The sequence below is a fragment of the Corynebacterium sp. HMSC055A01 genome (assembly GCF_001809405.1).
Lineage (GTDB): Bacteria > Actinomycetota > Actinomycetes > Mycobacteriales > Mycobacteriaceae > Corynebacterium > Corynebacterium hesseae.
On sequence record NZ_KV797591.1, the window covers coordinates 144,484 to 164,666 of the forward strand.

Genomic DNA, 20,183 nt, shown 5'->3' on the forward strand with positions numbered 1-20,183 from the left:
ATCCGCACTGTCTAGGGAGGTTGGCACTTCGTGCCTAAGCACTTAGGTAAACGCTTTACATCGCGTTTCTTGTCGCAGGTTGAGCTGACCTCGCAGCCAGATCATGCGCTGATCGACGTCATCACGATTCCGCGCACGCAGAGCACCAGCCCGTGGAAACAGCTGGCAAGCCGCGTTATTTGGGCCATGGGGCTGTTGGTCTTCGTCACCATCGTCGTCTTTTTCGACGGCGATGGCTACAGCGAAGACCTGTCCTTCCTCGATGCTGCCTATTATTCAGCGGTGTCGTTGACCACTGTGGGCTACGGCGATATCGTCCCTGTGACCCCCACGGCGCGCTTTATCAACCTCGTTATTGTTACTCCGGCCCGCCTGCTCTTCCTTGTTTTGTTGGTCGGTGCTACCTTGTCGGTTCTGACGGATCGAGCCCGTCGCACGTTTGAAATCCAGAATTGGAGAAAGCAATTGCGTAACCACACCGTCGTCATCGGCTATGGCACCAAGGGCGCCGGTGCGGTCGCCGCGCTTATCGCCGATGACGTCCCAGCCTCCCAAATCGTGGTCGTAGACAATAACCGTGCGGCCCTAGCTAGCGCCGAGCATCATGGCCTTGTCACCATCTATGGCTCCGGAACCAAGCAGGATGTCCTGCGCATCGCCGGAGCGCAGCACGCCTCCTCCGTGGTGGTGACGCCGTCCACGGACGATACCGCGGTGCTGTGCACGTTGTCTGTGCGCGAGCTCAATCCGAAGGCTAAGGTTGTCGCGTCTGTGCGTGAATCCGAAAACCGCCACCTTCTCCTGCAGTCCGGTGCCGACTCGGTGGTCACCTCTGCGGAAACGGCCGGCCGCCTCCTGGGCCTTGCCACCGTCACCCCAACGGTGGTGGAGATGATGGAGGACCTCCTCTCTCCGAATGAGGGCTTTTCCGTGGCCGAGCGCGCTGTACGCGAATTCGAGGTGGGCTCCAACCCGCGCCACCTCGCGGACATCGTCTTGGCAGTCCTGCGTAATAACGAGCTGCACCGCGTCGACACGGCAGATGCCTACGCGCTCAAGCCCGGTGACCGCCTGCTCTACATCAAGCACGAGATGCAGCAAGCCGCGGAAGATACCGATGAAGATGAGGACGAAGGCAACTAATGTTCCTGCCCGTCACCGAAGCCGGCCGCGTTCCGGTAACGCCTCAAGGGCAACCTGTTTACCTGGCTGAGCCGGCGGGGGATATCGTGGTGACAGCCGGGTCCATCCATGCTTTCCTCGTGGGCACTGAGTCCGCCGAGCGGCTCGGGACGTTGCGCGATGCCACCTTTTTCAACGGGCAGCGCGATATCCTCAAAGCGCTGCACCTGATTCGCAACCGTCGTGAAGCGCGCTTTGATCCGCGCACTGGGCGTGAGCTGTCCTATCCTGCCCCGGGGGCCGTGGGCCACGACGGCGAGCGCCTCGTTTTCCCGCGCCTCGATCCGGCCGTCATCGGCATCATCCGCCACCCAGAAACGGACCGTATTCTTCTGGCTCGCAACCGGCACCGTTCAGGGTTCTTTTCACTCATTGCCGGTTATGTCGATCCCGGCGAGACCCTCGAAGAGGCCATGGTCCGCGAGGCTTTGGAAGAAACCGGTCGCCGCGTTGAATCAGTTTCCTATTGGGGCTCGCAACCCTGGCCACCGAGTGGTTCGTTGATGGTGGGCTTTTCCGCGGTCACGGAGGATGTCCGGCCCGTGTGCGATATTGACGGAGAGCTCGCGGAAGTGCGGTGGGTGTCCCGCGCTGAGCTGCCAGAACTGACCATTGCCCGCAAGGGCTCAATTGCACACACGATGATTATGGAGTGGTTCCACGGTGATGAGACCGGATCTGTCCCTGCTCGATGAAGACCAGCGGGCCGCAGCCACGGCGCCGCGCGGTCCGGTCTGCATCCTCGCGGGTGCCGGTACGGGCAAGACGCGCACGATTACCTACCGCATCGCCCACATGGTGGACCAGGGCTTCGTCAACCCACAACGCGTTCTGGCCGTCACGTTTACTACTCGTGCCGCAAGCGAAATGCGTGAGCGTCTCAATCACATGGGCGTCGGGGGAGTGCAGGCCCAAACCTTTCACGCCGCGGCGCGCCGTCAGCTGAAGTACTTTTGGCCGCAGGTTGCGGGGGATCTGCCTTGGCAGCTCATCGACAACAAGTTCAGCCTCGTGGGGCGCGCGGTGCGCTCACTCGGATTGGACAACAACAAGGACACCATCCGTGACTTCCTGGGGGAAATCGAGTGGGCAAAGTCCTCGCTGATCAGCCCCGAGGGCTATCCCGGAATCATCGAATCCACGGACCGCGAGGCACCGGGGGACCCGGCCAAGGTGGCGGAGGTCTTTCGCCGCTATGAGGACATGAAGGCCACCCCGGATCTCATGTACCTCGATTTCGATGATTTGCTCATGCATATCGCCGGTGCTATCGAGAACGTGCCTGCGGTGGCAGAGGTCTTCCGCGAGCAGTACCGCACCTTCGTGGTGGATGAGTACCAGGACGTCACGCCGCTGCAGCAGCGAGTATTGGAGGCGTGGTTGGGTGAGCGCGATGACCTGACGGTTGTGGGCGATGCTAACCAGACCATCTACTCCTTCAACGGGGCTTCCCCGGAGTACTTGCTGAATTTTTCTCGCACTTATCCGCAGGCCACTGTGGTGAAGTTGCAGCGAGACTACCGCTCCACCCCGCAGGTGACGGACTTGGCCAACGAAGTTATCTCGAAGGCTTCGGGCCGCGCTGCGGGAACCCGTCTGGAGCTGCAGGGTATGCGCGAGCCCGGCCCCGAGCCCACGTTTAAGGCCTATGAGTCTGAGGAGATTGAGGCCAAGGAGGTCGCGGGCCAGGTTCTGACCTTGCTCAACCAGGGAGTTAAGGCCTCGGAGATTGCGATCCTCTACCGCATCAACGCGCAGTCGGAGCAGTTTGAGCAGGCGCTTGCCGACGCCGGAGTGGTCTACCAGGTCCGCGGCGGCGAAGGCTTCTTCCGCCGCCCAGAGATCTTGGAGGCCATCCGCGTGCTCATCGCCGCCACGCGCCGCGATGATCTGCCGAACGATCCGGTGGCCGTGGCGCGCGCGGCCTTCGTGGAGCTGGGACTGTCCGCCACGGAGCCGCAGGGCGCGCAGGCCCGTGAGCGCTGGCAGTCGCTCACCGCACTGGTGGATCTCATCGCACAAATCGTGGAGGACAACGAGGGCATCGATCTTCCCGGCGTGCTCGGTGAGCTGCACCGCCGTTCCGAAAATAAGCACAACCCCACGATGGAGGGCGTCACCTTGGCCACCATCCACGCAGCCAAGGGCTTGGAGTGGGATGCGGTCTTCCTCGTGGGCCTCACCGAAAAACTGTTGCCCATCAACCACGCCATCAAGGCCGGCGATGAGCACGTGGAGGAGGAGCGCCGCCTGTTTTATGTCGGCATTACCCGTGCCCGCGAACACCTAGCTCTGTCGTGGGCGTTGGCAAAGACCACCGGCTCGCGAGCCTCGCGTGAGCGCACTCGTTTCTTGGATGGCGTGGTGCCAGGAATCGAAGAAAGCCAGTCCTCCAACCGCCGCTATCGCCCGCGCCGCTGCCGGGTGTGCTCGGGCCAGCTCAGCAGCCCAGCGGAAAAGGTCTTAGGCCGCCACGAGTGGTGTGAATACGAGGGCGATGAGGAAGTCTTCAACGCACTGCGCGCGTGGCGCGCGTCCGTGGCGAAGGACTCTCAGGTACCTGCTTATGTCGTGTTCTCTGACGCCACCCTGCAAGCGATCTCGGAGGCGCTTCCCACAAACGAGGCAGAGCTGCTCGATATCTCAGGGGTGGGCCCTTCCAAGCTGGAGCGCTATGGCGCGGAGGTGCTGCGGATCATCGCGTCGGCCCGCGGTTAAACACCGGCGCAGTACGCGCAGCGCGGGTGTTCAATGAGCAGGCGGCGTTGCTCCATGCCGTAGAGGTCTATCTCCGTGAGCTCACCTGCTAGCGGTTTACCGCCTGGTGCCCCGGGTGGGGCGGGTCTTCCCAAGAGTCGGCGGATGGTCACCACCGCATGCATCACTATCGCCGTGCGCACGATGGGGTCACCCGGTGGCTCTACCGCTGCGGCGCGGTGAGCCACCTCGTGCCACTGCTCGTCAGCTTCGATGCGGTGCAGGTGCGCGCACATCGGACAGGGACCGGCTCCAGCTACGCGGACCGGTCCGATGATGCCGCGGGCATCGAGCATGGACACTGGCAGCCAGGTCGCCGGGGAATTACTCAGTGCCTGTGCCCATTCCGTGGCGCCATCCAACATATCGACGGCCACGATAGGCAGGTGCCCGGCCACGTTCGCGATGTACTCGGCGGGGGTTTCGCTGTGGAGAGGGGAACGGGGTTGGAAGGAATCGCTAAGCAGGACGTCGCGCAGCTCATTGGCCAGGGCCGAGGTTCCCAAAACCGCCACGCGCTGGGGACGGGGAGCCGGCCACAGAACGCGATAGCTAATCAGATCATCGACCAGACTGCGAGCAGCGGAGGCGCTAACGCCTGTGTTTTCGATGGACTTTTCAATGGTCTGCCGGGTCAGCGGAGTGCGCAGCCGGTTGAGCAGCCCCGCCAGCTGCGGGTGGGCTTCGAAGACCCCAACGCGCGTGGCATCCATCCCACACTGGAGAATTCCAGGCTCGCGTTCAATGACCACGGTTTCTGGCGCCAACATGTACGTCTTAGCATTCATGTTTTCCTCCCCGTTCTTTAACCCACCCCAGTTGTGTTTAGCCACCATTGCACCACAGGTAGAATGCCCTGTCATGTCGAGCAATCCCGAGGTACGCGTCATCCGCTCCGCCCGGCGCCGCTGCACTGTCCAAGCCCGCGTCGTTGATGGCGTCGTGGAGGTGCGCATCCCCGCCTGGATGTCGGCGGCGGAGGAGCGCGAAGCAGTGGATGGCATCGTGGCGAAGGTCCGCAAGAAGCACAGTTCTTCGCAGCTTTCCGACGACTCCCTGACCGCCCGCGCCCGCACTCTAAATGCTCGTTTCCTAGAGGGCCGCGCCACGGTGGGATCCATCCGGTGGGTGAGTAACCAAAAATCCCGCTGGGGTAGTTGCACTACCTCAACGGGAGATATTCGGATTTCTGACCGGCTGCAGGATGTTCCCGACTACGTCCTCGACGCTGTCATTATCCACGAGCTAACGCACACCTTCATCCCGGGCCATGGCCCGGAATTTTGGGAGTGGGCCGATCGAGCCCCCAAAGCCGAGCGCGCGAAGGGATACCTCGAGGCCTACCAGCGCTTCCGCTAGTTCTCGTCTTCCGGCTTGTCCTTTTTGTTTTCTTTATCCTCGCCGGCGTCCGTGTTCTTGTCCTCGTCAGCGGTATCGCTGGCGCTGGCGTCCTGCTGGCGGAGCATCTCCTCCAGCTTGGAAAACTCTTCTTCAAAGCCCTCGTCGGGGGTGTCATCGAGCAAACCGTCGATGAAGGAAGCCGGGTTCTCCAGGTGCTCTGCGGTAGGCAGCAGGTCCGGGTGGTCCCAGGCGGAGTCACGCTTATCGGCGCCCACTGCGACGGTGGCGCGGCGCCACAGCTCAGCTGCCGCCTCTACCTTCGGCGCGTTTAGCTCAATGCCAACGACCTGGGAGAAGGCCTTTTCTGCGGAACCACCGGTGGAGCGGCGGTGAGCCCACGCCTCATTCATCGCCTTCGTGGACGGGATGCGCTCACCCAGGGCCTCGGTCACTACGTGCTCGACCCAGCCCTCGACGAGCGCCAGGAGAGTCTCCAAGCGGGAAGCCGCGCCCGCATTGCGGGAGGTGATCCGCGGGGACAGGTCCATGCCTTGCAGCTTGTTCATCGCGTCCTGGATGGCCTGCGGGTCACCGGATTCCAGGTTGAGCTCGCGGGTAGCTTCCTCGATGTGGGAGGTATCGATAACCAAGCCCATGGCGTATTCCTCAACGGAGGAGACGAGGCGCTCGACCAACCACGGCACATGCTTGAACAGGCGCTGGCGGGCGGCTTCACGGGCGCCGATGTAGACGAGCACTTCCTGGCCCGGAACGTTGAGATCGCGCGCAATGGCCTGGATATTGTGCGGCAGGAGTGCGGTGGTGCCCGCGGGGGAGACAGGCAAGCCGAAGTCAGAACCGGTGAGCGCCTGCGCGGCCAAGTCACCCAGGGCATGGCCCAGCTTCATGCCGAAATTCATGCCGGACATCGAGTTCATCATCGAGGTCATCGGGCCCATCATCTCGCGGGCTTCCTCCGGCAGGGATTCGAGCTGCGCGGAGTTCATGTGCTCCGCCACTGGGGTGACCATGCGCTGCCACATCGGCAGAGTCTCATCCAGCCACTGCGCGGAATTCCACGCGGTGACGGTGCCGGACGCGGTGGGCAGAATCGTGGCATCATCTAGCCACAGTTCCGCCAGCCTCACGGCTTCCTGCACGGCGGTGCGGTCCTGCTCGCTGACCTCTTTATCGCGGGAGATTTGCTGGTGCGCGATGCGCTTGGCCAGGTCATAGTTGACCGGGCCGGAACCCTCCGGGGAGTTCATGGAGGAACCCATGCCGGAGAGCATCTGGCCGAACTGATTCAACAGGTCTCCTAGGCCACCGTTGCCCGCGCTGAAGCCGAAGGCACCGAACGGGTTCTGGTCGCGACGATCGTTGTCATCGTCATCGTCGTTATTGGGGAAGGAAAAACCGAATCCGTTGCTCATGGGGCCTAATCTACTAGGTTTCCTAGCGCGGATTCTAGGACCACGGCAACGCTGAGAGCGAACAAGCTCCACAAGGCTGTAGGCTGATCCTCCGTGAAAACTCCGCAGAACCCCCGAACCCGCCGCTTGTCCACCCTGACGTGGGGAGCCATTCCGGTGGTGTTGACGGGAGCCCTGCTCAGCGTCGACCACATCCCCGGCACCGACATCACCCTGTCGGTGCCCTACGCCGCCGAAGGACCAGGCCCTACCGTGGACACATTGGGTGAAGTGGAAGGGGAGCCGGTGGTCAACGTCGAGGCCCCGGAAACGTTCCAGCCGCAGGGGCATCTCAACATGACGACGGTCTCCGTGCGCACCAACATGACGCTAGCGCAGGCCGTCGGTCGGTGGCTTTTCACCGATGACACCATCGTCCCCATCGGCAGCGTCATCCCGCAAGGCAAGACGGATGAGGAAGTTCAGGAAGCCAATCAACAGGCTTTTACCCAGTCTGAGTCGGCGGCTACCGTCGCCGCCATGGACTACCTGCACAAGCCCGTGCGTATCGAGGTGGCTCAGGTGCTCGATGACAGCCCCGCTGCGGGCGCGCTTGACGACGCCGACATCATCACCGCCGTCAACGGCGACAAGGTCACGGAGCCTGGCCAGATACAGGAGAAGATCCGCGCTCTTAAGCCCGGCGATGAGGTGAAGCTGGGGATTATTCGCAAGGGCGAGGAAAAGACAGTCCCGGTGACCCTCGGCGCACACCCAGAGCACGACGACGTAGCTTTGCTGGGCATCCTCATGACCTCAGTGCCCACCGAAGACATCACCGTGGATTACAACCTACAGGACATCGGTGGACCGTCGGCCGGAATGATGTTTACATTGGCGGTGATCGACAAGTTGTCCGATGAGGATCTCACCGGCGGCCGGTTTGTTGCCGGCACGGGCACCATCGGTGAGGACGGCGAGGTCGGCCCCATTGGTGGCATCGTCCACAAGGTACACGCCGCGCAGGAAGCGGGCGCCGAGCTCTTCCTCGCACCTGCAGATAATTGCGCGGAGGCGGTCAGCCGTGGCACCGGCGACATGGTGGTGGCCAAGGTCCACACGCTGGATGACGCCATCACAGCCATGCACGACTTTGCAGAGGGCAAGCCCGTCGAGACCTGCGAAGGCTAGCCCTAAAGGAAGTTGCGGTCCTAGACCAAGCCAAGCTCCTTGAGGCGCTCTTCCGGATCGTCCTGGTCCGTGGAGATCATCTGCTGCATGATGAGGCCTTCGTCGTTGTCCACGACGGTGAGGATGGCCGTATTACCCAGCATGGACCAGCCCACCACGCGGTTGCCACTGTCCTCGATGACGCGGGAGCTGCGCAGCTCGGTGAGAACTTGAGTGGTCTGGGAAGCTTTGGTCTTGGACTTGAAGAACTGGAACTGTCCCACCTCGGAACCGGAGCAGTTGAAGGAATCCGTCACGCCGTTGGGATCGCAGCGGTCGAATTGAGCGAAGATCTCCTCCGGGACGAGCCCACCGAAGATCTCATAAGCCTGCTCCACGGAATCAGTGAATGTGCCGCTTGGTTCAGAGGACTCGCTGGAGTCCTTGTCTTTTCGGTCGGCGGAGCTGCGGGTGGAGGATTCTTCCTCCGCGTCCGAGCTGGTCTCAGTCTCGGATGCGGCAGGAGAGAGCGTCTCGGATTCCTCGGCAGTGGTTGCCGGGGCCGGCGCGCTGGATTTCTCCGCGGCTGCAGTGGTTTCTTCGCTTGCAGGAGCCGGCTCGGGGGAGGGCGCATCGTCCTTCCCACATGCGGTGAGCAGGCAGCCGGTGGCAAGCACGGCCGATGCTGCGGCGGTGAAGCGAGATGTCAAGCGCACGAGAGACTCCTCTATCGATTCCGTGCCCAGCCCCGAGAGCTGAGCGTTAATGGCCACTGCAGACTGAGTTTAGTCGATGAGAGGTTGAGCCGATTAGAGCATCTCCTCCGGATCTTGCTCCAATCCGTAGCGCAGGGCGGCGATGACCCCCGGTGCCACGTTCGGGCCGCCGCGCAGCTGAATATCGTCCTGCGCGAAGGGGCCAGCTTCTGCCAGTTCCTCCTCCGTGGGGCGCAGCTGAAGAAGCGTGAGTTCGGCGCCGTCCTCGTCGATATCCTCCGAATCGGCTGTGGAACTGCCGGCCATGGCGGTAGCCCGCAGGACTCCGGAGAAGAGGCGCGCGGGGCGGGCGTCGCCAAGCGCGGCGTCCGCGGTGTCCTTGAACATGATCTCCTGTGCCAGGATGACGCCGGCGATCTCCCGCGGCCACGCCAGCCGCGAGACGTAGTCCGCGAGGTGCTCCGAGCCCGGCTCGATGCCCTCCGGCAATTCCTGCACCACGAGGGTGAGGGGAGAGGAGTCGTCGACGTCACCGAGCTGTGCGGCCACCAGCTCAGTGGGGACGAGAGCAAAAAGGGTAGGAGGTGCATCCCAACCCTCGGCGTGGATGAAATCCACGGCCTCGCGCATGGCCTTGTTGAGCGCGCGGTGTACAGCGGGCTGGGAGGAAGGTTGGGAACTCATAAGCGTCCTTGTTCGTTGACGGTCATAGTGCTTCTCTAGACTAGAAGCTTGATACCTCTATATTCGCACGACACTTGATTGGAGCTGGAGTTGGCTTCCGGACTCAACCGACCCACCGCCCCGATGAAACGTCCGCCCAAGTTTCTCTCGTGGGTTGTCGCCATCATCGCGGTCCTCTTGTTCATTGGCCCCATGCTCGTGGGCTTCTACACGGATTGGAAGTGGTTCGGCGCGATTGAGTACCGCGGGGTCTTCACCAAGACCCTGATCATGCGCATCGTGCTCTTCGTCCTCTTCGGACTAGTGGCGGCGGCCGTCACCTACGTAGCGGGGCTCATTGTCTGGCGCGGGCGCGGCGATTCGATGGACATGGCGGATTTCAATTCCCCGGTTTATCAATATCGCAAATCCATTGAAAGCACGATGAGGGTCTTCCTCAAGGTCATCCCGGTCCTCGTTGGTGTTGTCTCTGGCCTGCTGGGCCAGGCAAATTGGCGCACCGTCATGCTCTTTCTGAACTCCCACGATTTTGGGGTGACGGACCCGCAGTTCAACCACGATCTCGGCTTCTACGCCTTCCGCCTGCCGGTGTGGTCGATGCTGGTCAGCGCTGCTTCCATGCTGGTTGCCGTGTGCTTCCTCATCGCACTCGTGGGGCATTACATTCTCGGTGGCATTCGCCTGGGTAACCGCGCCTCGGGTGTGCGTGGTTCGCTGTCGAAGTCGGCGCGCACTCAACTTGCCGTGACCGCCGGAATCTGGATGCTGCTTCAGGTGGCTGGATACTGGCTGGGCCGCTATGAGTTGCTGTATAACCAGCACTCGCTGTTTACGGGTGGTTCCTACACGGATATCAACGCCTACCTGCCGGCGAAGATCATTCTCATGATCATCGGCGTGTTCGTGGCCGTGGCGATTTTCTCTGCCGTCGTGATCAAGGACTTGCGCATCCCCGGCCTGGCCGTGGTGCTCATGGTGCTGTCTTCCTTGGTTATTGGTCAGGGCTGGCCGCTCATCATGGAGCGCTTCTCCGTGAACCCGAACCGCCAGGCTAAAGAGGCGGAGTCCATCTCCCGCAACATTGAGTCCACGCGTTTTGCTTATGGCCTCACCGATGACAAGGTGACCTACGAGGAGAACTGGGGTGCTGACGACGTCTCCGATGACAAGGTCGCCTCCGATGACTCCACCATTTCCAACCTGCGCCTGCTGGACCCGGACATTTTGGCGCCGACGTTCACCCAGATGCAGCAGCTGAAGAACTTCTATGGCTTCCCAGAAACGCTAGCCATGGATCGCTATGAAATCGACGGCGAGCTGCGTGACTTCGTGGTTGCCGCGCGCGAGCTGGACCCCAACGAGCTGCAGGAGAACCAGCAAAACTGGATCAACCGCCACACCGTGTACACCCACGGCAACGGCTTTATCGCCGCGCAGGCAAATACCGTCGATGAGGTGGCTCGTGACGCCGGCTCCGCCCGCGGTGGTTTCCCCATCTTCACTGTTGCTGACCTGCAGACCCAGGCGGGCAAGGACGCCGAAGGCGAGGGCGAGACCAAGAACGCTGAGGAATCCCTCGGCATCAAGGTTGACCAGCCGCGCACCTACTTCGGCCCTGTGATCGCTAGCGCACAGGATGGCATGGACTACGCCATCGTGGGCAAGACCGGCGATAAACCGGTGGAATACGATACCGATACCTCCACCTACACCTACGACGGTAAGGGTGGCGTAGACATCGGAAACATCGTTGACCGCACTGCCTACGCCTTGAAATACCAGGAGCTAAACTTCCTGCTCTCGGATCGTGTCGGCTCGGAATCCAAGCTGCTCTATGACCGCGATCCGCGCGAGCGCGTGGAGAAGGTCGCCCCGTGGCTGACCACGGATTCCTCCACCTACCCGGCGGTTATCGACGGCCGCGTCAAGTGGGTCGTGGACGGCTACACCACGCTGGATTCCTTGCCGTACTCGCAGCGCACCTCCCTGACGGAGACCACCCAGGACACTCAGAACCCGACGGGCACGACGCAGCGCTTGGTCAACGACCAAGTGGGCTACATCCGCAACTCGGTCAAGGCGACTGTCGACGCCTACGATGGCACCGTCGATCTCTACGAGTTCGACACCGAGGACCCCGTGCTCAAGGCGTGGGAGGGTGTGTTCCCGGGCGTCGTCAAGCCAGAGTCGGAGATCTCCGACGAACTGCGCCAGCACCTGCGCTACCCGGAGGACATGTTCAAGGTGCAGCGCAATCTGCTGGCCAAGTACCACGTGGATGACCCGGGCGTCTTCTTCAACAACGATGCCTTCTGGTCCGTGCCGGAGGACCCCACCGCCGGTGAATCTCAGGGACTGAACCAGCCGCCGTACTACGTGTTGGCAGCCGACCCGGAGACCAAGAAGCCGAGCTTCCAGCTCATCACTTCCTACCGTGGCCTGAACCGTCAGTTCCTCTCCGCACACATGGCGGTGTCCTCTGACCCGGACAATTACGGCAACATCACCGTGCGCGTGCTGCCGACGAATACCCAGACCCAGGGCCCGAAGCAGGCACAGGACGCGATGATGTCTTCCGACCAGGTGGCGCGTGACCGCACGCTGTGGCAGGGCTCGAATGACCTGAAGAACGGTAACCTCTTGGCGCTGCCAGTGGGGGATGGGGAGATCCTCTACCTCGAGCCGATTTACTCGCAGCGTAAGGGCCAAGAGTCCGCGTTCCCGAAGCTGCTGCGCGTGCTGGTGTCCTACAAGGGCCGTGTGGGCTATGCCCCGACCATCGGTGAGGCCCTGGACCAGGTTGGAATCGACCCGAAGGCCGCGCAGAACATCACGGAGATCGAAGGCGATACCGGCAAGGACGGTGACCAGGCTGGAAACACTGGCGGTGACAAGAAGGACGCGGCTGACTCCAAGGACTCCGACGCTTCCGCACCGGCCTCCGCTCCGAAGGCATCGAGTGAAGGCGAGGCTATCGACGCCATCAACAAGGCTCTCGATGGCGTGGACAAGGCTAAGAACGGTTCCTTTGAGGAGTACGGCAAGGCCTTGGACGAGCTGGACAAGGCAGTGGAGGAGTACCGCTCGCTGCAGTCTCAGTAGTAGCTCCACGTAGTCCAGAGAAATGGCGCCTGCCCAGGGGATTTGGGTAGGCGCCATGGCGTCTGTATAGTTACATGAGTCGCCGGCACACGGGGTAAAAATCCTAGTGATTAACCACAGTGTGCTGAAGCGCTTGATGTTCGGAAGTACATCTCGACGCGGGGTGGAGCAGCTCGGTAGCTCGCTGGGCTCATAACCCAGAGGTCGTAGGTTCGAATCCTGCCCCCGCTACCAACTTCCCGCCCCTACCAGTGGAAACACCGGTAGGGGCCTTTTCTGTTTTGTGCTGGAATCGCCATTTGGGGCTTTGAATCCTGCACCACGTAGGACTTCGCCGCTCCCCCCAAGCCATGCACTTAGAAAGTAAAATCTTCTCGCTGTACGGTATCGTCGGTACGCTCAAAGATCGAAGCGCAGGATTACAAGGACTACATTCTCGGCTTCATCTTCTATAAGTTCCTGTCCGACCAAGTAGAGCAGTTCATGCTCAATAACGACGCTGAATCGGAAGACCTGCCCGATGCGCTCGTTGAGACCGACACTGACACCGTGGCCCTGGTGCGTAACAACTTGGGCTACTTCCTCACTTACGAGAACCTGTACTCGACGTGGCGGGACATGGGTAACGACTTTTCCATCGCTCACGTGCGCGACGGCCTGGCTACCTTCAAGCGCAACATCGCCCCGGAGCACAAGCACGTCTTCGAGGGCATCCTTAACACCCTGGACACCAGCCTGTCGAAGCTGGGCACAACCGACGCTGCCCGTACCTCAGCCATCAAGAAGCTACTGGACCTTATCGATGACATCCCCACTGATGGCAAGCAGGGCTATGACGTGCTGGGATACATCTACGAGTACCTCATCGAGAAGTTCGCGGCTAACGCGGGCAAGAAGGCAGGCGAGTTCTACACCCCGCATGAGGTCTCGCTCATCATGAGCAACATCGTCGCTGACCACCTCAAGGACCGCGACGAGATTCAGATTTACGACCCGACCTCCGGCTCTGGCTCCCTGCTGCTTAACATCGGCCATGCCGTCGCCAAGCGCATGGGGGACCCAGACCGTATTAAGTACTTCGCCCAGGAGCTGCGCGAGAACACCTACAACCTCACCCGCATGAACCTGGTCATGCGCGGCGTGAAGGCGGACAACATCGTCGCCCGCAACGGTGACAGCTTGGCCCATGACTGGCCGATGTTCGACGAGTTCGACCCGGTACAGACCTACCAGCCGCTCTATGTGGACGCCGTAGTCTCCGACCCGCCCTACTCCCAGAAGTGGGAACCCGAAGGCAACGAGGCTGACCCGCGATTCGCACGGTTTGGTCTAGCTCCGAAGACCAAGGCCGACTACGCCTTCTTGCTGAATGAGCTGTTCCACGTCAAACCCGACGGTATCCTCACCATCGTCCTGCCGCACGGCGTGCTGTTCCGTGGCAGCTCGGAGGCCGACATCCGCCGCAATCTCATCGAGGCCAACCACATCGATGCCATTATCGGCCTGCCTTCCAACATCTTCTACGGCACCGGTATCGCGACCATCATCATGGTGCTCAAGCAAGAACGTGACCGCGATGACGTGCTGTTCATCGACGCCTCGCAGGGCTTCATCAAGCAGGGTAAGTACAACCACCTGCGTGCCCGCGACATCCAGCGCATCGTCGATGCCGTCCGCAACCGCGTTGACGTGCCACACTTCGCTAAGGTCGTGACCCGCGACGAGATTCGTGCCAACGACCACAACCTCAACATCCCGCGCTACGTGTCCGCCACCCTGCCGCCAGAGTCTGTAGACCTGTACGCCACCATGCACGGCGGCATCCCCACCAGTGAGATTGCCGCCTTGGAGCACTACTGGACCGCCCTACCGGGACTGCGTGAGGCGCTGTTCACCGAGAAGGTAGAAGGCTACGCGGAGCTGAAGACCGCCAACCTGCGCGAGACCATCGACAAGCACCCTGCAGCCCAGGCACTGCGTAACCAGGTTGACGCTGCACTATCCGACCTCCCGGAGAAGCTGCACGCGCTGCTGGTGGACGGCGCGGCCACCGTGCCCATTACCACCACCGAGGACCAGCTTAAGGCAGACCTGTTCGACCGACTCGACCCTGTACCGTTGGTTGATGCCTACGAGGGCTACCAGGTACTGCATGACAGCTGGGTCAAAACCGCCGGTGACCTAGAAGTCATCCAGACCGAAGGCTTCGATGCCCTGCGGGTCAACCACCCCGTGATGGAGTGGAAGACCAAGGAAAAGAAAAAGGTCTATGTCCAAATCGGATGGGACGGGCGCGTTGCTCCCAACGAGTTGGTGCAGACCTTCTACCTGGCGCAACAGAAGGACCAGGTAACGCAGCTAAGTCGCGACGTGGACACAGCTGTATCTGAGCTAACACAGCTTGTCGAGGGCTTAAGCGAAGTCGACAAGACCGACCTGACCGAGATACTTAACGACAAGCAGGACGCCTTCAAGAAGACCGAGCTGAACAAGGCCATCAAGGACCTGCCGAAGCTGGCCAAGGGCGAGACCTGGCCGGAGGACAGCACTGAGGCTGCCATGCTCAGCGCCAAGGCACTTATCGCCCAGCGGGACAAGCTCAAGAAGAACCTCAAGGCTGCGCAAGAGCAGTTGGAGAAAGACACCTACGCGACCATTGAAGCGCTTACCGAAGCGCAGGTCGATGAGGTGCTCACCGCCAAGTGGATTACTTCACTTATGGATGACCTGCGCGAAATCCCTGGTCACGTGCTTGCAGGCCTGGCCGGCCGCGTCCAGGCGCTGCACGACAAGTACGCCGTCGCGCTGACCGACCTCGACGTGAAGATTCGCGAGACGGAGCAAGAACTCGCTGGCCTACTGAGCGGGCTTACCGGCAACGCCGCCGACATGCAGGCCGTGGCTGCACTCCAGGAGCTGCTGGGCGGTGGTCGCGATGCATAGTCACAACGTGCCCGCACTGCGCCTGGAGGGCTTCGATGGTGAGTGGGAATTGAAAGCCATTGGAGACCTCAGCGAAAGGACTTACGGTGGCGGTACGCCATCTAGCGATGAACCGGGCTACTGGTCCGGGGACATCCCTTGGATTCAATCCTCTGATGTTGCGGAGCAGGGGGTCGCCCCGGTCGCCCCTCGTAAGCACATCACCGAGGAAGCTATTTCACGCTCTGCTGCTATGCAGATTCCTGCCGACTCTGTTGCAGTCGTCACTCGTGTTGGCGTTGGCAAGGTCTCTTTTATGCCGTTCCCTTACGCCACCAGCCAGGACTTTGTATCGCTATCAGACCTTTCCGGTGACCCTGAATACATCGCTCTTACTGTTAAGCGGCGTATGGAGGGACTCGCTGACCAGCTGCAGGGTAGCACCATCAAAGGTATCACGAAGACTGAGCTGTTCAATCAGGCTGTTTATTTCCCGCCCGCTCTCGAAGAACAGTAGGCCATCGGCGCTATCTTCACCAACCTCGACGATGCCATCAACCAGCACACCAAGAAGCACCAGGCCCTGCAGCAGGCCAAAACTGCTCTCATGCAACGGATGTTCCCGCAGGAGGAGGGGCAGACGGTGCCGGAGTTGCGGCTGGAGGGCTTCGACGGTGAGTGGAAGACGACAACACTGGGTGAACTCGGCTCGTTCAAGTCAGGCGTCGGATTCCCGGAACGTGAACAAGGCGGGGAAGCAGGCCTACCTTTCTACAAGGTATCGGACCTCTCCGCACCAGGGAATGAGCTGCAACTGCGCTCCGCCAACCACTATGTGACGGAGGAACAGATTGTTCGTAATCACTGGGTGCCTGTAACAGCTGTACCTGCGATTCTGTTCGCCAAGGTTGGTGCTGCTGTCTTCCTAGGGCGCAAAAGACTCGCTACCGATACATTCCTCCTCGACAACAATCTCATGGCGTTTTCCTTGGACACCAAATCTTGGGATGTTCAGTTTGCCGATACCTACCTCAAGACGGTGGACCTGACCCGATTCACTCAGAGCGGTGCTTTGCCGTCACTGAACGCCCGTCACTTGGCAGAGGCGGCGGCTACCATTCCACCCACCCTTGAAGAACAACAGGCCATCGGTGCAGTGTTCACACGGCTGGACACGCTCATTGCTACCGAGGCCAAGTACATCGAGTCCCTTAAGCAGGCCAAGGCGGCGCTGCTGCAACGGATGTTCATCTAAGGAGCAGCTATGACCACACCATTTCGTTCTGAGGCTGAGTTCGAGGCGGTACTCATCGACCTGCTAACCCGCCACGGCTGGAGCAAGGAGTTGCTGCGCTTCCCGACAGAGCAGCAGCTCATCGACAACTGGGCGAACATTCTTTACGCCAACAACCGGGGCCGTAACCTGCTTGGCGACGTGCCGCTCACCGAGGGCGAGATGGCGCAAATCATCGAGCAGGTCAACAACCTGCGTACGCCGCTGGCGCTCAACGAGTTCATCAACGGTAGCACCGTGACCATTACCCGAGATGCACCGCAGGCCGCCAACTTCGGCTCTGAGGTTAGCCTGAAAATCTACGATCGCCTAGAGATTGCCGGTGGCCAGTCGCGCTACCAGATTGCCGTCCAGCCGCGCTTCCAGACCGCCAATGAGCTGCTGCCCACCCGACGTGGCGACTTGATGCTGCTCATTAACGGTATGCCGGTCTTCCACATCGAGCTGAAGCGCTCCGGCGTGCCGGTCTCCCAAGGTGCGAACCAGATAGCCAAGTACGCCCACGAGGGCGTCTACCAGGGAATCTTCTCACTGGTGCAAATCTTCGTCGCCATGACCCCAGAAGAGACGATCTACTTCGCCAACCCGGGCGCAGGCAAGTTCAACCCGGACTACTTCTTCCACTGGGCAGACTTCAACAACGAGCCGCGAATCCGGGCTATCTGGAGCGCTGGGTCGTGCGCGCGGATGAAGTTAACCCGGACGGCGACGTCGCGCTGTCGCAGCAGGCGGTCGACGAGTTCGTGATGGCGCCGTGCGTCCGCTGCGGTTCGGAGCTGCTCAAGCCGGACGTCGTCTACTTCGGCGAGCCGGTTCCGGTGGAGCGGCGGGACGCCGCGCGTGCGCTGCTTGCGGACTCGCGCTCGCTGCTTGTCGCCGGTTCGTCGCTCGCCGTGATGAGTGGCTATCGCTTCATGCTCGACGCGCTCAAGCAGGGCAAAGAGGTCTCTGTGGTGAACGGCGGCCCCGGACGCGGCGACCCGAAGGCGACGACGCTGTGGCGCACGCAGGTAGCGCCGGCTTTTGATGAGCTACTGGATCTGCTTGATGTGTAAGGCTGGGGTACGGCAGGCCTAAAGCTTCTCGAAGTACATGACTGCGGTGTCGGTGTTTTTCTCTGGTGCCGGGGGATCGGTCTGCTTGCCTCGCCACAGGGGGCTGATGCCTGGCATGAACCAGGCGAGCAGGGCAACGAGAACCGCGATGACGATGGCGGCGGGAGTTGCATATTCGAGCGGCACGAACCAGTATCCGGCCGCGCACAAGGCGATGATGATGCAGACCCACAAGGGGACTAGGACGCCGAGGTTGAGCCGCCGCGTGGCGCGGTATTCGGCCCAGTCTTCGCCGGGGAAGCGAGTGCGCGCTTCGGAGCGAATCCGACGCGCGGTCTTGTGCTGTTGCAGCACCGAGGCGATGAGGGTGAAGGCCACGCCGGCGCCTGCAACGAGCATGTCTGCGGTGACGGCTCCATAAGCTGCAATCGCGAGCGCGAGAGACAGCGCAAGGCGCTCGGAGACGCTGAGAGGTAGCCCACGCGTGGGGTCTACGTCGGGATACAGATTTTTGAAGGCGCTGGTAGACGACGATGTCATGACCGAATGAGGGTGTCCTTTGTTGGGGGTTGCTTACCTAATCTAGATTAGTATAGCCTATACAAAACTGCTTAGGTATGTGTAGCCTAACTTCTGATTCTTTTTGTTCATCGCATCAATACTTCATGAGGACTCTCTCCGTGATTCTCCGTCGAATATTGGGCACTCTTGCTGCCAGTACTCTCATCGCACTCCCTTCGGTCGCGCTCAACGCTCCTGTCGCCTCGGCTGCCGGCACTTGCTCCTGGAATTGGGGCATTAAGCAGTCCTACCGAAGCTATATCCAAGGCCAAGTCGCCAAGGGCCAGTGGGAAACGGACGGCATTGGTTTTACCGGTTCCGAAACCGGCGCAGACGGTGCTTTTACCTTCACTCCGGGCAAGGCTTCCGTAAACGGCGATACCGTCACCGTCCCCTTCGGCGGCGTCATCCACTTCACTGGACACAACTACGGCGGCGACGATCTGTTGGATATGACGCTGACAGACTGGCAGATTCAGGCCTCCGGCAACCGGGCGGCGATCGTGGTGGATTACGTCTCTTATGAATCTGACATGGTGGATAAGTCCGCACGCGGCCCGCAGATTACCGGCGATAACGTGGTCATCGCGGGGATCGATCTAGATCAACCCGTCGACGCGTCCGCGCACACGCTCGACCTTTCCGGCGACGTCACGCTCACCGACGAAGGACACAAACTCTTCATTGCCTATGAGTCGGGACAGTCGATGGACCCCTCGTCAGGGACCGTGGCCACGGATGGCAGCTGCGGCGGGTCCTCTGGCGGTTCAGGCAGCGGTTCGAAGTCCTTGGGGACAATCTCGGGCACGTTTACTGGTCGCAATGCAGAAGCCATGGCGATTCTGAAGGAAACGAACGACACCATGAATGGCCTGACCACCTTCATGGGCAACACGGAGTCCTTCCTAGACCAGCTAGAATCCTTCCGTTCTCGCACGGAAGCCGCCACGGGCACGACCACCAGCACTACCACTAGCACCACGAGTGGTTCAGGCGCGTCGGGAGCCAACACTTCGGGCACCGCGAGCCCTTCGGGTGCTTCGGGTAGTACTTCGAGTACTTCGGGTACTTCCGGCACTACTGGTGCTACTGGAACCACAAGAACCGCGCGGCCACAGGACCCCGGGTCCGCGGCTAGTGATGGGCAGTCAGAAACCTGCGTAGCCACGGGCGTGCAGGCTGCGACCGCCGAGTGGGGTGTCAAGAAGTCCTTCCAGTCGTATATCACCGGCTCCATCGCCAAGGGCGCCTGGACGCTCGACGGCGTAGGGTACGACAACTCGCGTTTCCAGTTCACGGGCACCGGCGGAGATGTGGATACTGCGGCGCAGTCAGGTTCCATCCGCTACGGCGGCGCTATGCATTTTACCGGCCACAACGGAGTCCTCGATCTCAATATCGCGAACCTGGAAGTCCGGTTCAACGGGACGAGCGGTCAACTCATCGCCGACGTGCGTTCCTCCAACATGGAGGGCGAGCGCAAGGACTTTGGACGCACGGTGCTCGGAGACGTGTCGTTTAGCCTGCTCGACGTGAGTGACTCCGCCGTCGACGGCGAAGCCACCGTCACGCTGACCGCAGCGGGCAATGATGCGTTCGCGAATTTCTATGAGCCGGGCACGACCCTTGATCCGCTTTCGTTGCATGCACAACTTGGCGGATCCGGGGACTGCGCCGGGGCGAGCGGAACTACGGCACACACTGGTGCGGCGACGACCTCCGGCGGTCAGAGCGCTGCGGCGGCAAAGCGGGCGGCATCGGAAAGCTCTGCGGGAGACGGCCCGCAGGCCGCGGCCGGCACGAGCACGTCTGGTTATGAAGACGGCAGCGGCAACTTCCAGATCAAGAAGGCCGCGGCCGCGGGCTCCTCGCCGGAGGCGAGCACGTGGCTCCTGCTGCTTATCGCAGGCCTCGCCATCGCCGGCGGTTCCATGGGCTCCGTCGTCCTGCGCAACCCGGCGTAGCGCACCCCTTGTTACCCAAGACT

Annotated in this window: 15 protein-coding genes, 1 tRNA gene and 2 pseudogenes; 13 read left to right on the plus strand and 5 right to left on the minus strand. The window is 61.3% G+C overall.

Going from position 1 to position 20,183, the window contains the following annotated elements; all coding sequences use genetic code 11:
• The first annotated feature begins 30 nt into the window (after positions 1-30).
• From HMPREF2604_RS09940 to HMPREF2604_RS09950, 3 genes are read left to right on the plus strand one after another with little or no spacing between them, the layout of a single operon-like run.
• Positions 31-1,143: a potassium channel family protein gene (locus tag HMPREF2604_RS09940; RefSeq protein ID WP_070520204.1), complete on the plus strand. Its 1,113-nt coding sequence runs from the start codon at positions 31-33 to the stop codon at positions 1,141-1,143.
• Positions 1,143-1,877 carry an NAD(+) diphosphatase gene (locus HMPREF2604_RS09945; RefSeq protein ID WP_070564935.1) on the plus strand — a complete coding sequence of 245 codons (735 nt, stop codon included), beginning with the start codon at positions 1,143-1,145 and terminating at the stop codon, positions 1,875-1,877. The genes HMPREF2604_RS09940 and HMPREF2604_RS09945 overlap by 1 nt, the downstream gene beginning before the upstream one ends.
• Positions 1,849-3,900 carry an ATP-dependent DNA helicase UvrD2 gene (locus HMPREF2604_RS09950; protein WP_210384682.1) on the plus strand — a complete coding sequence of 684 codons (2,052 nt, stop codon included), beginning with the start codon at positions 1,849-1,851 and terminating at the stop codon, positions 3,898-3,900. The genes HMPREF2604_RS09945 and HMPREF2604_RS09950 overlap by 29 nt, the downstream gene beginning before the upstream one ends.
• On the opposite strand, the gene HMPREF2604_RS09955 is transcribed toward HMPREF2604_RS09950, so the two are convergent.
• Positions 3,897-4,727, minus strand: a complete 831-nt coding sequence (locus HMPREF2604_RS09955) for a TOMM precursor leader peptide-binding protein (RefSeq protein ID WP_070564942.1) — start codon at positions 4,725-4,727, stop codon at positions 3,897-3,899. The genes HMPREF2604_RS09950 and HMPREF2604_RS09955 overlap by 4 nt on opposite strands.
• A 73-nt stretch (positions 4,728-4,800) precedes the next feature.
• Here HMPREF2604_RS09955 and HMPREF2604_RS09960 point away from each other — a divergent pair, with 73 nt between their 5' ends.
• Complete coding sequence (locus tag HMPREF2604_RS09960) at positions 4,801-5,298, plus strand: M48 family metallopeptidase (RefSeq protein WP_070564945.1); 498 nt, start codon at positions 4,801-4,803, stop codon at positions 5,296-5,298.
• Here HMPREF2604_RS09960 and HMPREF2604_RS09965 read toward each other — a convergent pair.
• Entirely contained in the window at positions 5,295-6,713 is a 1,419-nt protein-coding gene (locus tag HMPREF2604_RS09965) for a zinc-dependent metalloprotease (RefSeq protein WP_070564948.1), read from the minus strand. The genes HMPREF2604_RS09960 and HMPREF2604_RS09965 overlap by 4 nt on opposite strands.
• Positions 6,714-6,806: 93 nt before the next feature.
• On the opposite strand from HMPREF2604_RS09965, the gene HMPREF2604_RS09970 reads away from it, so the two are divergent.
• A complete protein-coding gene (locus HMPREF2604_RS09970; protein ID WP_070564951.1) occupies positions 6,807-7,883 on the plus strand; it encodes a YlbL family protein in 1,077 nt (358 codons plus the stop codon).
• Positions 7,884-7,903: 20 nt separating this feature from the next.
• On the opposite strand, the gene HMPREF2604_RS09975 is transcribed toward HMPREF2604_RS09970, so the two are convergent.
• On the minus strand, positions 7,904-8,578 hold the full coding sequence (locus HMPREF2604_RS09975) for a beta-N-acetylglucosaminidase (RefSeq protein WP_070564954.1): 675 nt from the start codon (positions 8,576-8,578) through the stop codon (positions 7,904-7,906).
• 93 nt (positions 8,579-8,671) lie between these two features.
• Complete coding sequence (locus HMPREF2604_RS09980; protein WP_070520224.1) at positions 8,672-9,262, minus strand: PPA1309 family protein; 591 nt, start codon at positions 9,260-9,262, stop codon at positions 8,672-8,674.
• A gap of 123 nt (positions 9,263-9,385) precedes the next feature.
• Between HMPREF2604_RS09980 and HMPREF2604_RS09985 the strand changes: the two genes are divergently transcribed.
• From HMPREF2604_RS09985 to HMPREF2604_RS10010, 7 genes and pseudogenes are all read left to right on the plus strand, one after another.
• A complete protein-coding gene (locus HMPREF2604_RS09985) occupies positions 9,386-12,364 on the plus strand; it encodes a UPF0182 family protein (protein ID WP_070564957.1) in 2,979 nt (992 codons plus the stop codon).
• Between the two features lie 157 nt (positions 12,365-12,521).
• Positions 12,522-12,598, plus strand: a tRNA-Met gene (locus tag HMPREF2604_RS09990).
• A 168-nt stretch (positions 12,599-12,766) separates the two neighbouring features.
• Positions 12,767-15,307 (plus strand): annotated as a pseudogene (locus HMPREF2604_RS09995) (type I restriction-modification system subunit M); the annotation flags it as partial.
• A 7-nt stretch (positions 15,308-15,314) separates the two neighbouring features.
• Positions 15,315-15,803 (plus strand): restriction endonuclease subunit S, encoded by a 489-nt coding sequence (locus tag HMPREF2604_RS14365; protein WP_232748495.1) that lies wholly within the window; start codon positions 15,315-15,317, stop codon positions 15,801-15,803.
• 90 nt (positions 15,804-15,893) lie between these two features.
• Positions 15,894-16,541 (plus strand): restriction endonuclease subunit S, encoded by a 648-nt coding sequence (locus tag HMPREF2604_RS14370; protein WP_227485839.1) that lies wholly within the window; start codon positions 15,894-15,896, stop codon positions 16,539-16,541.
• A 9-nt stretch (positions 16,542-16,550) separates the two neighbouring features.
• Positions 16,551-17,327 (plus strand): type I restriction endonuclease, encoded by a 777-nt coding sequence (locus tag HMPREF2604_RS10005; RefSeq protein WP_070524725.1) that lies wholly within the window; start codon positions 16,551-16,553, stop codon positions 17,325-17,327.
• Positions 17,225-17,635 (plus strand): annotated as a pseudogene (locus tag HMPREF2604_RS10010) (Sir2 family NAD-dependent protein deacetylase); the annotation flags it as partial. The gene HMPREF2604_RS10005 and the pseudogene HMPREF2604_RS10010, both read left to right, overlap by 103 nt.
• A gap of 18 nt (positions 17,636-17,653) precedes the next feature.
• Here HMPREF2604_RS10010 and HMPREF2604_RS10015 read toward each other — a convergent pair.
• Positions 17,654-18,175 carry a hypothetical protein gene (locus HMPREF2604_RS10015; RefSeq protein WP_070524723.1) on the minus strand — a complete coding sequence of 174 codons (522 nt, stop codon included), beginning with the start codon at positions 18,173-18,175 and terminating at the stop codon, positions 17,654-17,656.
• Between the two features lie 125 nt (positions 18,176-18,300).
• On the opposite strand from HMPREF2604_RS10015, the gene HMPREF2604_RS10020 reads away from it, so the two are divergent.
• Positions 18,301-20,160, plus strand: coding sequence for an HtaA domain-containing protein (locus HMPREF2604_RS10020; RefSeq protein ID WP_070564963.1), 1,860 nt, complete (start codon positions 18,301-18,303; stop codon positions 20,158-20,160).
• Positions 20,161-20,183: the final 23 nt, after the last annotated feature.